The following is a 13,877-nucleotide window of genomic DNA, read 5'->3' as shown; positions in this document are numbered from 1 at the left end:
GCCGGACATGTCTTGTGCGTCGCATCACGCTCGTTTCGGATGCCAATGACGGGCATGTTAGAATCTTAAGATCATATCGCCGGCAACCGCCTATCGCGATTAGGGTTTGATAGATACGAATAATGGATCAGTTCGCCAAAGAAACTCTCCCGATTTCGCTTGAAGAAGAAATGCGGCGGTCGTATCTCGATTACGCCATGAGCGTGATCGTCGGCCGCGCTCTGCCAGACGTGCGCGACGGCCTGAAACCGGTGCACCGCCGTGCACTGTTTGCCATGCACGAGTTGAATAACGACTGGAACCGGGCATACAAGAAGTCGGCACGTATCGTCGGTGACGTCATCGGTAAGTACCACCCGCACGGCGACGCTTCTGTATACGACACCATCGTTCGTATGGCGCAGCCGTTCTCGCTGCGCTACATGCTGGTCGACGGGCAGGGGAACTTCGGCTCGGTCGACGGCGACAACGCCGCTGCCATGCGATACACCGAAGTGCGCATGGCCAAGATCGGCCACGAGCTGCTCGCGGACATCGACAAGGAAACCGTCGACTTCGGTCCGAACTACGACGGCAGCGAAAAAGAGCCATTGATCTTGCCGGCCCGCATCCCGAACCTGCTGCTCAACGGTTCGTCGGGGATTGCGGTTGGCATGGCCACGAACATCCCGCCGCACAATCTCAATGAAGTCGTGGAAGGCTGTCTGCACGTGCTCAAGCACCCGGACGCCACCATCGACGAACTCATCGAGATCATTCCGGCCCCGGATTTCCCGACGGCCGGCATCATCTACGGCATCTCCGGCGTGCGCGAAGGCTACCGCACCGGTCGCGGTCGTGTGGTGATGCGAGCAAAGACTCACTTCGAAGACATCGATCGCGGCCAGCGCGTGGCGATCATCGTCGACGAGCTGCCGTACCAGGTGAACAAGCGCTCACTGCTCGAGCGTATTGCCGAGCTGGTCAACGAGAAGCGTATTGAGGGGATTTCCGACATTCGCGACGAGTCCGACAAGAGCGGCATGCGCGTGGTGATCGAACTCAAGCGCGGCGAAGTGCCCGAGGTTGTGCTCAACAATCTCTATAAGCACACGCAGCTGCAAGACACGTTCGGCATGAACATGGTGGCGCTGGTCGACGGCCAGCCCAAGCTGCTGAACCTGCGCGAAATGCTGGTGCACTTCCTTGCGCACCGCCGCGAAGTGATTACTCGCCGCACGATCTACGAACTGCGCCGCGCCCGTGAGCGTGGGCATGTGCTCGAGGGTCTGGCGGTAGCGCTTGCCAACATCGACGACTTCATCGCGATCATCAAGGCGGCGCCGACACCGCCGATCGCGAAGGCCGCGTTGATGGAAAAGGCGTGGGATTCGTCGGTCGTGCGCGACATGCTCTCGCGTGCCGAGAGCGATACGCAGGGCGGCCGTGCGGCCTACCGTCCGGAAGGGCTCGACGCCGCAGTGGGCATGCAGGCCGATGGACTCTACCGTCTGTCGGAGACGCAGGCGCAGGAAATTCTGCAGATGCGTCTGCAGCGCCTGACCGGTCTGGAACAAGACAAGATCGTCTCCGAGTACAAGGAAGTGATGGCGCAGATCGCCGACCTGCTCGACATCCTGGCGCGTCCCGAACGCGTGACGGTGATCATCAGCGAAGAACTGACGGCCGTGCGTGCCGAGTTCGGCGACGAGCGTCGTTCGACCATCGAACACAACGCCACCGAACTCGACACCGAAGACCTGATTACGCCGCAGGACATGGTGGTCACGCTGTCGCATTCGGGGTACATCAAGTCGATGCCGTTGTCCGAATACCGCGCGCAGAAGCGCGGTGGCCGCGGCAAGCAGGCCGCCGCGACCAAGGACGACGACTGGATCGACACGCTGTTCATCGCCAATACGCACGATACGATTCTGTGCTTCTCGAATCGCGGCCGTGTGTACTGGATCAAGGTGTATGAAGTGCCGCAGGGGTCGCGAACCTCGCGCGGGCGTCCGATCGTCAATATGTTCCCGTTGCAGGACGGCGAGAAGATCAATGTGGTGCTGCCGGTCAAGGCATACACGGAAGATCGCTTCGTGTTCATGGCCACGAGCCTGGGCACGGTCAAGAAGACGCCGCTGACGGCCTTCAGCCGTCCGCTCAAGAAGGGCATCATCGCGGTGAATCTCGATGACGGCGACGTGTTGATCGGCGCGGCCATCACCGACGGTGCTCACGACGTCATGTTGTTCTCGGACAGCGGCAAGGCGGTGCGTTTCGACGAAAACGATGTGCGTCCGATGGGACGCGAAGCGCGTGGCGTGCGCGGCATGCAGCTCGAAGACGGGCAGACGGTCATCGCGCTGCTGGTTGCCGAGAACGAGCAGCAGTCGGTGCTCACGGCGACTGAAAACGGCTACGGCAAACGCACGTCGATCACTGAATATACGCGCCACGGCCGTGGCACTAAGGGTATGATTGCGATCCAGACGAGCGAGCGCAACGGCCGGGTGGTCGCGGCGACGTTGGTCGAGCCGGATGACGAGATCATGCTGATCACGACCGGCGGGGTGCTGATCCGTACGCGCGTGTCGGAAATTCGCGAAATGGGCCGGGCCACGCAGGGGGTGACGCTGATCAGCCTGGACGAAGGCACGACGCTTTCGGGCCTGCAACGCATCGTCGAGTCCGATGCCGAAATCGCGGAGAATGGCGGTGATGCTCAAGATGGCGACGACACGCCGGAAGCGGATGTCACGGAATCATGACTGACGTAACGCGATGTAAGCTGCGGGCGCATTACCCCGAAAAGTCAGTAGAATCTGGCTCGATGCAGTGAAGTGCCCAGGCGAGGATGCATCTATTTATCGCCGGACAAAGCCGGCGAACTTTGGAGTGACTATTACTATGCAACATAACGTCAAGAAGTGGATGTGGCTGCTGCTCGCAGCGCCGGCAATGGCGATGGCTCAACAGAGCGCTCCGCTCGACGCCGACAAGAAGGCCGCCATCAAGGACCTGCTCGACGCCATCGACGCGAACAAGCTCGTGTCGGCCATCGGCTCTGGCGCGCAGCAGCAAGCCCAGCAATTGGCGCCGCAAGTGCTCGAGCGCCAACTGGTCGCCAACAAGACGATGAGCGATGCGCAGAAGCAGGCCATCGTGCCGACGCTGCAAGCGCACTCAGTGCAAAAGCTTGTCGAAGGTGCCGGCAAGGTGTTCACTTCCGACGCGTTCAAGAATGATGCCGTCCAAGCCCAATACGCGGCTTATGGCAAGTTCTACACCACCGACGAAATCAAGGGTCTGACCGCCTTCTACAAGAGTCCGGTCGGCCAGAAGTACATCAAGGTGCAGGATCAGGTGGGCCAGGAAGTCGTTGGCGGCCTGATGCAGAAGTACATGCCGCAATCGATCGACGCGACCAGCAAGCAAGCGGACGCCGAGATCGCCGCGGCGGCCAAGTCGGCACCGAAGGCACCGGCCAAGAAGTAAATTTCGGCCGATCCCGCCGGGATTGACCGATAATGGCCGTTTGCGAGCGATCGCAAACGGCCATTTTGCATTGACGGCGTAAATTGCCGGGTTTGCTCGGAATTTTCCGGCAAAGGTATCGTCCTGTGGCGGAATTCGGGCGGACAGCCGCACGTCGAGGGCAACTGGCGGTATAGTGGGTCTTCGCCGCCGCGCAAACGAATCATCGCCAGACGTGAAACGCAAGCCGCACGGGTTCCTGTCCGTCGGCTTGCGTTTCACTTTTACCGTAGCAAAACGATTATGACGCGCGCTTTCAATTTTTCCGCCGGTCCGGCGGCGCTGCCCGCCGAGGTGCTGGCACAGGCTGCCGAGGAAATGCTCGACTGGCATGGAGCCGGCATGGGCGTGATGGAGATGAGCCATCGCGGTCGTGAGTTCATGAGCATTCTGGCGCAGGCGCAGGCCGATCTGCGTGAGCTGCTCGCCGTGCCGGACAACTACCGGATTCTGTTCATGCAGGGCGGCGCGCTGGCCGAGAACGCGCTCATCCCGATGAACCTGTTGGGCGGCGAGCGTGCGGGAGAGCGTCGAACGGCGGACTACGTCGTCACCGGGTCGTGGTCGGTGAAGTCGCAGAAGGAGGCGCGCAAGTATTGCGACGTCAATATCGCCGCGAGCACCGAAGCCGAGAAGTTCACCCGTCTGCCGACAATGGACGAATGGCAGTTGTCCAAAGATCCGGCTTACGTGCATATCTGCACGAACGAAACCATTCACGGCGTCGAGTATTTCTGGACGCCGGATCTGGGCGCCGCCGGCCTGCCGAACGTGCCCCTCGTGGCGGACGTTTCGTCGCACATCCTCTCGCGTCCGATGGATGTGTCGAAGTTCGGCGTGATGTATGGCGGTGCGCAGAAGAATATCGGTCCGTCGGGGTTGACGGTGGTCATCGTGCGCGACGACCTGCTTGGCCGCGCGTTGCCGATCACGCCGAGTGCGTTCGATTGGAAGATCGTTGCCGAGAACGACTCGATGTTCAACACGCCGCCGACCTACGCGATTTACATCGCCGGTCTGGTGTTCCAGTGGCTCAAGCGCCAGGGGGGGCTGGTGGCCATGGAGGCGCAGAACAAGGCCAAGGCCGATTGCCTCTATGGCTACCTGGACAGCAGCGAGTTTTACCGCACACCCGTCGCGAAGGATTGCCGCTCGCGCATGAACGTGCCGTTTTTCCTGCACGACGACGCATTGAACGAGTCTTTCCTGGCCGGTGCTCGCGAGCGCGGCCTGCTGCAACTCAAGGGCCACAAGTCCGTGGGAGGTATGCGCGCCTCGATTTACAACGCGATGCCGCTGGCCGGCGTCAAGGCGCTGGTCGATTATCTGCGCGAATTCGAGCGCAGCCACGGCTGACGAGGGCGAACGGCCGGCGCAAAAGGAATGTCCCGATGTGCTTCGGGGCATCGCGCCAAGCACGGCCGAATCGCCCGCCCCTGTTCCACTGCATGACGACAATACGCTCCATGGAAGACGATCTGAACGCATTGCTGCGCCCCTTGCGGGAGAAAATCGATGACATCGACGCGCAGCTTCTGAAACTGCTCAACCAACGCGCCGCCGTCGCCCTGGAAGTGGGCGAAGTCAAGAAGCGTTTCGGCGCGCCGGTGTTCCGGCCTGAGCGCGAATTGCAGGTCATTTCGCGTCTGCAACAAACCAACGACGGTCCGTTGTACGGCGACAATCTGGCGTCGATCTGGCGCGAGATCATGTCGGCCAGCCGCGCGCTGGAGAAGGTCATGACGGTCGCTTACCTGGGGCCGGCCGGCACTTACAGCGAACAGGCGGCATTTGCCTACTTCGGACAAAGCGTGAAAGGCTTGCCGTGCCCGTCGCTCGACGAGGTGTTCCGCGCCGTCGAGGCAGGCAGCGCGGACTTCGGCGTCGTGCCGGTCGAGAATTCGACCGAGGGTGTCGTGTCGCGCACGCTGGACCTGCTGCTGCAAAGTCCGCTGACGATCAGTGGCGAAGTGGCTTTGCCGATTCATCACAATCTGATGTCGCTGTCGGGCACGCTCGACGGGGTCAAGCGCATCTGCTCGCATGCGCAGTCGCTCGCCCAATGTCAGCACTGGCTTACGGCGCACTTCCCGCTGCTGGAGCGGCAGGCGGTGTCGAGCAATGCGGAGGCGGCGCGTATGGCGTCGGCCGATCCGACCATTGCGGCGATAGCCGGCGAGTCCGCGGCGACCCAGTACGGACTGCAGGTCGCCTACGCGCACGTGCAGGACGATCCGCACAACCGCACGCGATTCGTCGTTGTCGGCACGCAGGATCCGGCGCCGAGCGGCCACGATCAAACATCGCTGATTCTCTCGGTGCCGAATCGCGCCGGTGCCGTGGTCGCGTTACTCGAACCGCTGGCGAACAATGGCGTGTCGATGACACGCTTCGAGTCGCGTCCGGCCAAAAGCGGCGCGTGGGAGTATTACTTCTACGTCGATTTCGAGGGCCACCGCGACGATCCCAATGTCGCCAAGGCGCTCGACGCGCTCCGTCAGAACGCGGCTTATTGCAAAGTGCTCGGGTCATACCCGCGCTCCGCATAACGGGGCGGCGGGCGAAACACCATGAGTCTGAATAAACTCGTCATCTGCGGCGTCGGCCTGATTGGCGGTTCGCTCGCACGTGCGCTCAAGGCCGCGGGTGCCGTGAAGGAAGTCGTTGGCGTCGGGCGCAGCGAGGCGTCGCTGGCGCGCGCGTGCGAACTCGGCGTGATCGATCGGGCTGCCGTGTCAATGGCCGAGGCCGTGGCGGGGGCCGATGTCGTCGTGCTCGCGGCGCCAGTGGCGCAGACGCCCGCATTGCTCGCGGCGATCCGCCCGTTTCTCGGTGGCGATACGATCGTGACCGACGCGGGAAGTACCAAGACGGACGCCGTGACCGCCGCCAAGGCCGCACTGGGCGACGAGGTCTGGCGCTTCGTGCCGGGGCACCCCATCGCCGGGGCGGAATTGTCCGGTGTCGATGCGGCGAAAGCCGATTTGTATCTCGACCGGCGCGTCGTGCTGTGTCCGCAAGCGAACAATCGTCACGAGGACGTCGCGCGGGTGCGCGCGATGTGGGAGGCGACCGGGGCGCGTGTGTCGGAAATGTCCGAGACGCAGCATGATCGCGTATTCGCGTCGGTCAGTCACCTGCCGCACGTTCTCTCGTACGCGCTCATCGCGCAGATTCTCGAAGCCCCCGACGCTGCCTCGAAATTCGGTTTCGCGGGCGGCGGTTTTCGCGACTTTACGCGCATCGCCGCATCGAATCCGGAAATGTGGCGCGATATCTGTATGGCCAATCGCGAGGCATTGCTCGCCGAACTCGATGGCTACGTCGCGACGCTCGCGGGTTTGCGTCAATTGATCGATGCCGGTGACGGCGCCGGTCTCGAGGCCGTCTTCGCGCGCACCAGCCAGGCCCGCACGAACTGGGCCAAGCAACAGGAAAAGTAATGGAAACGCTCGATCTCGGTCCTTACGGACACGCCGAAGGCGCGCTGCGCCTGCCCGGCTCGAAAAGTATCTCGAACCGCGTATTGCTGCTCGCCGCGTTGTCCCACGGCACAACCCGCGTGCGCGACCTGCTCGCGTCGGACGACACGAAGGTCATGCTCGACGCCTTGGCGACGCTTGGCGTCAAATGTACGCAGGTCGGTGACTCGCGCGATTTCATCGTCGAGGGTTGCGGCGGTGAATTTCCCGTCAAGACGGCCAAGCTGTTCATGGGCAACGCGGGCACGGCCATTCGTCCGTTGACGGCGGCGCTCGCGCTTAGCCACGGCGACTATGCAGTCTCAGGGGTGGCGCGTATGCACGAACGCCCGATCGGCGACCTGGTTGACGGCTTGCGTCAGCTCGGCGCGCATATCGATTACGTCGGTAACGCCGGCTATCCCCCGCTGCATATCCAGCCGGCCGATGTGGCCGCACCGTCGGCGCCCATTCGCGTGCGTGGCGATGTATCGAGCCAGTTCCTTACCGCGCTGCTGCTCACGTTGCCGCTGTTGCCTTCGGCAACGGGCGAGATCGTCGTTGAAGTCGAGGGAGAGCTGATTTCCAAGCCGTACATCGACATCACGCTGCGACTGTTGCGGCGCTTCGGCATCGATGTGCGGCAAGACGGATGGTCGCGCTTCACGTTGCCGGCGGCGGATGCCGGCGGCGCGAAATATCGGAGTCCGGGCGAGATCCGGGTCGAAGGCGATGCGTCGTCGGCGTCGTACTTCCTCGCCGCCGGGGCCATTGGGGGCGGGCCGCTGCGCGTGGAAGGCGTCGGCCGCGACAGCATTCAGGGCGATGTGCGTTTCGTGGACGCCCTCGCGGCGATGGGTGCGCGCGTCACACTGTTCGACGACGCCATTGAAGTGCATGGCGTCGACACGCCGAGCGGCAAGCTGCGCGCGCTCGACATGGACTTCAATCACATTCCCGACGCGGCAATGACGATCGCGGTCGCCGCACTTTTCGCGGACGGCACCACCACGCTGCGAAATATCGCAAGCTGGCGCGTGAAGGAAACGGATCGTTTGGCCGCCATGGCAATCGAACTGCGCAAGGTGGGGGCAACGGTGGAGGAGGGCGCGGACTATTTGCGCGTCACGCCGCCCGCCGCGCTGACACCCAACGCGGCCATCGACACCTATGACGATCACCGCATGGCGATGTGCTTTTCACTCGTGAGCCTGGGCGGCGTGCCGGTGACGATCAACGATCCGAAGTGCGTTGCCAAGACGTTCCCGACGTATTTCGCCGAGTTTGCGCGCGTTGCGTCCTAGCGCGCATTGCAACTGCGTACTCGCACGCCGTTGTTGAACCCACCGAACTGACGGTTCGCACGCGCATCGGCCCCCAACTTTCCGAAGGCCACTCGGGGGGGGGGCGATCGCGGCGCCCGTCCGCGGAGCCAAGCCCCTGGCACGCGATCGATTGCCCGGTCCGTCTGACTGACCCTCCCGCCGGTCTATCTGGACGGCCCCGCCTGCCGCTCGGCTTGGGATAGGCGTGCTCTCCGGGCCTGGCCCCGGCCAAACATCCACCAACGCCGTCACGCCGCTCGCCGCCGCTTCGTTTGCCTGACACGCCCTGTGGCGTCCTGACACGCCCGAACACGCCATGAAGCGCCCTGAAGCGTCCGAGCGAGCCCGAGCACGCCCCAAAGCACCCTGCAGCGTCCGGCGCAGTCAGGGAATCCACGGCATCCGAGGCATCCAAGGCATCCAAGGCATCCAAGGCATCCAAGGCATCCAAGGCATCCGAGGCATCCAAGGCATCCAAGGCATCCGAGGCATCCAAGGCATCCAAGGCATCCAAGGCATCCGACGCGAGCCGACCGGACGTCACTTTTCCCAGCCACCCGTCGGCGCATTTGTGCGGATTTTCGCGCAATGCGCATGTCGCGACACGCCGGCACCGTGCTGCATCAAGGCATTGCGTTCGCCGATGTGATTGGCATGCGAATTGCATAACGTTCTCCAAACAATCAAATATCGATCATCAGGAGACATGTCATGACGTTCACCCGCTTCCCCATTTGCTGACCCGCCGGGCCCAACCGGCCCGGCCTCAGGCCGTCGGTTCCCATTTGCTTCCCACGTAGCAGAACCCTGACCACGTGCGTCATTGCGGCTTTCGCCGTGCGGCGTGGACAGGTCTTGATGTCAAAACGATCCAGAGGAGATTTCAATGCACGCGCGACTGACCCGTAAAACCGCCACTTCGCTGAAAATGACCGCTGCCGCGATCGCCTGCGCGTTCGCCAGTCTGGGGGCGCAAGCTGCACAGGCGCCAGCACAGATCAGTATTGGCACGCTCTACGCGAGCACTGGCCCGTTCGCGGTGGCTTCCCAGGGGCAATACGAAGGGCTGAAGTTCTGGGCCGACACCGTCAACAAGCAGGGCGGGGTGCTCGTCAAGGCATACGGCAAGAAGATTCCCGTGAAGATCGTGGCGTACGACGACCAGAGTTCGACGTCCACGGCGACCACGCTTTATAACCAGTTGATCACGCAGGACAAGGTCGACATACTCGTGGCCGACTTTGGGTCGGTGCTCACGTCGGTCGCGGTGCCGCTCGCGGCTGAGCACCACATGCTGTTGATCGATCCGACCGGCTCGGGGGCGAACTTCTTCACGCAGAAGACCGATTACCTCGCCGATGTGAGTATTCCGTCGTCGACGGTCTGGCCGGTGCCGCTCGCCAACTTCCTCCTCAAGCAGAAGATCAAGCGCGTGGCGATTGTCTATGGCGCGAACGATTTCGATGCCTCGCAAGCCGAAACGATGAAGGCGGAACTCGTGAAGGGGGGCGTGACGCCGGTGTTCTATCACAGCGTGCCGACCACGGAATCGAACTACAACGTGCTGCTGCACACGGCGAAGGCAGCCAATCCCCAGGCGTTGCTTGAATTCGGCTACGCGCCGAACGACATCGCATTCCTGCGCGCGCTGTCGCAAAGCGGCCTGCATTTCGACATGACGTTCACGATCTTCCCGGGCCAACTGCTGCAACTGCTCACGAAGAATGCGGGGGTCGATGCGCTCGCCTACACGTACACGTACCCCACGCCGCCGCTGGTCAAGTACGACAAGGTCACTTACGGGATGAATACCGCGCAATTTGTGCAGGCGTTCCAGGCCGACCAACACAAGGATCCGACCTTCCTCGACTCGGCCGGTTACAACACGGGCATTGTCATGGAGAAGATGCTTGGCGACGCACCGACGTTTGCACAACCGGCCTTCCATCAGGCCTTGATGGACATGTCCGGAAAAACGACCACGCTGCTGGGGCCGTTCCAGATCAATGCGAACGGGGCGCAGCTCGGCCAACCGTTCCCGGTCGCCCAGATGGTGCCGGACGGCAACAAGGGGCTCAAGTTCGTCGTCGTGTATCCGGACTCGCATGCGACCGGCAAGCCGGTGTATCCGGCGCCGACGCACTGATCGTCAGTCGCATCGTCTGATCAGGAACCGGCCGGCGCCGAACGACGGCGCCGGCGACGACATCCTCGCTTGCGAAGGGACGAACGTGGAACTTCTTGCTTATGCCGTCATGGGCGGCATTCTGTACGGTATCTTCTTCACGCTGGTCGGACTGGGACTCAATCTCGTGTTCGGCGTGATGCGTATCATCAATCTCGCGCACGGGCAGTTCATCGTGCTGGGCAGCTATGCGGCGTGGATGGTCTCGCATCATTTCGGCCTGAGTCCGTTGTGGGCCATTCCAGTGTCGGTGGCCGCGGCAACGATCATTGGCTGGCCGATGTATCGGGCCGTCGTGCCGCGACTGCAGCGCAGCGCCGACCCGGAGATGCTGTCGTTCATCCTGTTCTTCGGCATTGGCCAGATGCTCGAGTCGTTGACGGTACTGATGTTCGGCGCCGACCAGCGCTCGTTGCCCGACGATGCACTCGGCAGCGGCAATCTGGGGGCCTTCGGCCAGCAGTTTCCCGATAGTTGGTGGTGGGCCGCCGGCATCAGCGTTGCGGCGCTGGTCGTGCTTTGGCTGTATTTCTCGCGCACGCGGTTCGGCTATGCAACTCGCGCAGTGATGGCCAATCGGGAAGAGGCCGTTGCCACCGGAATCGACGTGCGCCGTGTGTCGACCATTGCGTTCGTCGCAGGTCTCGCGCTCGCGGGCATCGCGGGCGTGTTCGTGCCGTATCTCCTCGGCTCGGTGTCGCCCGATCTTGGCGACAACCTCACCACGACCGCGTTCGCGATCGTGGTCATCGGCTCCCTTGGCAATCCGCTTGGCACGATTGCCGGCGGGCTCGTGTTCGGTCTCGGCACGATGCTGATGCAAACCTATTACTCGTCGTGGTCGAACGTAGTGCCGTATGCGCTGCTGTTGATCATTGTGCTCATTCGTCCCTCGGGCTTGCTCGGAAAGGCGGTGCGTCTTGCTTGATACCACTCTGAACCCAACCGGACAGACGGCGCCGCGACGCTTGCGCGCACCGGCCATCACGCTTGCAGTGGTTGCCGCGATCTTCCTCTTGGCACCTCGTGTGTACGCCAACCAGTCGCTGCTGTTCACGATCATGACGTTTATCGTGCTGGCACAGGGACTCAACCTGCTGTACGGCTTCACCGGCTATTTGCCGTTCGGCTATGTGGGCTTTTTCGGCAGCGGTGCCTATGCAACGTCGCTGCTCGTGCTTCATACGCACCTGCCCGTACTCGCGTGCGTCGCGGGCGGCGGCCTCGCGGCCGCACTGCTCGGGCTGGTGCTCGGGCCGCTGTTGCGGCTCTCGGGCGCTTACTTCTCGATTGCGAATCTCGCCGCGTCGCAGATCATTTACTTCGTTGTGTCGAACCCGAACCTGTCCGACGTGACCGGCGGCCCCTACGGACTCAAGATCGAACAGGTCTACAGTCCGGACGCAAGCTACGCCTGCATGCTCGGCGTTTTGCTCATCGCGTGCGCATTTGCGGCGTACTTCCGCACGTCCGGCTTTGGCATGTCGCTGCGTGCGGTCAAGCAGGATCCGGTGAGCGCGGCGATGGCGGGCGTCAACGTTGTGCAGGCGCGTCTCGTCGCGTGGCTGGTGTCGGCATTGATCGCCGGGCTCGCGGGCGGCACCTACGCATGGGGCATCTCGGTGTTCTATCCCGATGCGGTGTTCACGTTGCAGTTCTCGGTCTTCGCCATTGTGTTCGCACTCTTCGGCGGTGTCGGCACGGTCATCGGGCCGATTGTCGGCGCGGGGCTGCTCTACGTCCTGTATGCGGCGATCGGGATCTCCACGCCACAGTATTTCCAGTTCATCTATGGCGGTCTCATCGTGCTGCTCGTGCTGTTCCTGCCGGGTGGCCTCCTGTCGCTGCTGCAACGTCGGGGTATCCATGTCTTCTGAATTGTTGCAACTCGTGGGCGTTCACAAGCGCTTCGGCGCACAGGTCGTGCTCAACGATGTGAACTTTGCTGTCGTGCCCGGCGAGATCGTCGGCCTCGTCGGTCCGAATGGCTCCGGCAAGACGACGACCATCAACGTGATCTCGGGGCTCCTGCAGGCGGATGAGGGCGCGATCGATTTCCTCGGGCAAACGATCAACCGCATGCCGATGCACCGGCGTGTACACCTTGGCATCAACCGTACGTTTCAGGTGCCGAAGGTGTTTCGCGACATGACCGTGCACGAGAACATTGAAGTCGCGGCGCGCAGCGTGCGGCTGGATCCCCGCGAGATCGGACCGATTCTCGAAGACATCGGTCTCGCCAGTGTGGCGTCGCGTGTCGCGGGTTCGCTGACGGTGAATCAGCAGAAGCTACTCGATCTCGGACGAGCGCTCGCCACGCGGCCGCAACTGCTGCTGGTCGACGAGATCGGCGCGGGGCTCAATCCCGCGGAATTGAATGTGATTGCCGAGTTGCTGCAACGACTGTCGGCACGTGGCATCGCGATGATCGTGGTCGAGCACTTGCTCGATTTTCTTAACCGCATCACCGAACGTGTGATCGTGCTCGGCGCCGGGCGCATGTTGTTCGAGGGACCGCTCGCGTCGGCCGCGCGCGACCCCGAGGTGATCGCTGCATTCATTGGAGCGGCATGATGACGGCATCCCTGGTAATCGAAGGCGTGGAGGCCGGCTATGGGGACATGCAGGTGCTTTGGGGCGTCGATATGCGGGTCGAGCCCGGGCAAACCGTGCTGTTGCTCGGTGCAAACAGCGCGGGCAAGACGACCCTGCTGCGCACGCTGATTGGGCTATTGCCGTGCATGGGCGGGCGCATCACGCTCGACGGCGAGCGCATTGACATGCTGCGGCCTGATCAGCGGATTCGGCGCGGCATCGCGTTCATGTCGGAGCTCGGTGTATTTCCGACGCTGTCGATCGACGAGAACATCGCGCTCGGCGGCTATTTCATGCCGGAAGCGAAAATCCGTCAGCGCAAGGAAGTGTTGTTCGCGCTTTTTCCCGCACTGGCGGCGAAGCGGCGTGCTGCCGCGGCAAGCCTGTCGGGGGGGCAACGCAAGATGCTCGGCATCGCGAAGGTGCTCATCGCCGAACCCCGCCTCCTGTTGATGGACGAGCCGTCCTCCGGTCTCGCGCCGGTGTTCGTCAAGCACGTGATCGACGCGTTGCGCACGGCCATTGGCGACGGAACCTCGTTGCTGATCGCGGAGCAGAATATCGCGTTCCTCGATCTTGCCGATCGCGGTTACTTGCTCGATCACGGCAAGGTACGGGTATCGGGCTCGCGCGCGGAGCTCGAAGCGAGCGACGCCGTGCGCGAGACTTACTTCGGGTTGTAAGGCTTGTTTGGTGAACGATGCCCGGGATGTCGACGTGGTGTCCTTCCGGACGCAGGACGCGGGGCTGATGAGGCCCGCTTTCCCGTAGAGGGTCGAGCGGAGCACGGGGATC

Annotated in this window: 11 protein-coding genes; all 11 read left to right on the top strand. The window is 62.7% G+C overall.

What is annotated here, in order from left to right; genetic code table 11:
* The first annotated feature begins 122 nt into the window (after positions 1–122).
* The 11 genes from gyrA (at position 123) to PCE31107_RS15185 (ending at position 13,765) form a co-directional block, all read left to right on the top strand.
* Positions 123–2,750: a DNA gyrase subunit A gene (gene gyrA / locus PCE31107_RS15240; RefSeq protein ID WP_130025189.1), complete on the top strand. Its 2,628-nt coding sequence runs from the start codon at positions 123–125 to the stop codon at positions 2,748–2,750.
* A gap of 139 nt (positions 2,751–2,889) precedes the next feature.
* Positions 2,890–3,477 carry a DUF2059 domain-containing protein gene (locus tag PCE31107_RS15235; RefSeq protein ID WP_130025190.1) on the top strand — a complete coding sequence of 196 codons (588 nt, stop codon included), beginning with the start codon at positions 2,890–2,892 and terminating at the stop codon, positions 3,475–3,477.
* A 282-nt stretch (positions 3,478–3,759) separates the two neighbouring features.
* Entirely contained in the window at positions 3,760–4,872 is a 1,113-nt protein-coding gene (gene serC, locus PCE31107_RS15230) for a 3-phosphoserine/phosphohydroxythreonine transaminase (RefSeq protein WP_150609592.1), read from the top strand.
* 110 nt (positions 4,873–4,982) lie between these two features.
* On the top strand, positions 4,983–6,065 hold the full coding sequence (pheA, locus tag PCE31107_RS15225; RefSeq protein WP_017232100.1) for a prephenate dehydratase: 1,083 nt from the start codon (positions 4,983–4,985) through the stop codon (positions 6,063–6,065).
* Between the two features lie 21 nt (positions 6,066–6,086).
* Positions 6,087–6,959 carry a prephenate dehydrogenase gene (locus tag PCE31107_RS15220; RefSeq protein ID WP_150609590.1) on the top strand — a complete coding sequence of 291 codons (873 nt, stop codon included), beginning with the start codon at positions 6,087–6,089 and terminating at the stop codon, positions 6,957–6,959.
* The gene (gene aroA, locus PCE31107_RS15215) at positions 6,959–8,281 is read left to right on the top strand and encodes a 3-phosphoshikimate 1-carboxyvinyltransferase (protein WP_150609588.1); all 1,323 of its coding nucleotides are present in this window, start codon (positions 6,959–6,961) and stop codon (positions 8,279–8,281) included. Before PCE31107_RS15220 ends, aroA begins: the two co-directional genes overlap by 1 nt.
* Positions 8,282–9,188: 907 nt before the next feature.
* A complete protein-coding gene (locus PCE31107_RS15205) occupies positions 9,189–10,448 on the top strand; it encodes an amino acid ABC transporter substrate-binding protein (protein ID WP_150609586.1) in 1,260 nt (419 codons plus the stop codon).
* An 85-nt stretch (positions 10,449–10,533) separates the two neighbouring features.
* A complete protein-coding gene (locus tag PCE31107_RS15200; protein WP_130025195.1) occupies positions 10,534–11,415 on the top strand; it encodes a branched-chain amino acid ABC transporter permease in 882 nt (293 codons plus the stop codon).
* Positions 11,408–12,364 (top strand): branched-chain amino acid ABC transporter permease, encoded by a 957-nt coding sequence (locus tag PCE31107_RS15195; protein WP_246181842.1) that lies wholly within the window; start codon positions 11,408–11,410, stop codon positions 12,362–12,364. Before PCE31107_RS15200 ends, PCE31107_RS15195 begins: the two co-directional genes overlap by 8 nt.
* Positions 12,354–13,061 carry an ABC transporter ATP-binding protein gene (locus PCE31107_RS15190; protein ID WP_130025196.1) on the top strand — a complete coding sequence of 236 codons (708 nt, stop codon included), beginning with the start codon at positions 12,354–12,356 and terminating at the stop codon, positions 13,059–13,061. Before PCE31107_RS15195 ends, PCE31107_RS15190 begins: the two co-directional genes overlap by 11 nt.
* On the top strand, positions 13,058–13,765 hold the full coding sequence (locus PCE31107_RS15185) for an ABC transporter ATP-binding protein (RefSeq protein ID WP_246181841.1): 708 nt from the start codon (positions 13,058–13,060) through the stop codon (positions 13,763–13,765). Before PCE31107_RS15190 ends, PCE31107_RS15185 begins: the two co-directional genes overlap by 4 nt.
* Positions 13,766–13,877: the final 112 nt, after the last annotated feature.

It is taken from the genome of Pandoraea cepalis, from assembly GCF_902459625.1.
GTDB classification, from domain to species: domain Bacteria; phylum Pseudomonadota; class Gammaproteobacteria; order Burkholderiales; family Burkholderiaceae; genus Pandoraea; species Pandoraea cepalis.
Note: the sequence above shows the minus strand (reverse complement) of the source record. Positions and strands in the feature narration are given on the sequence as shown.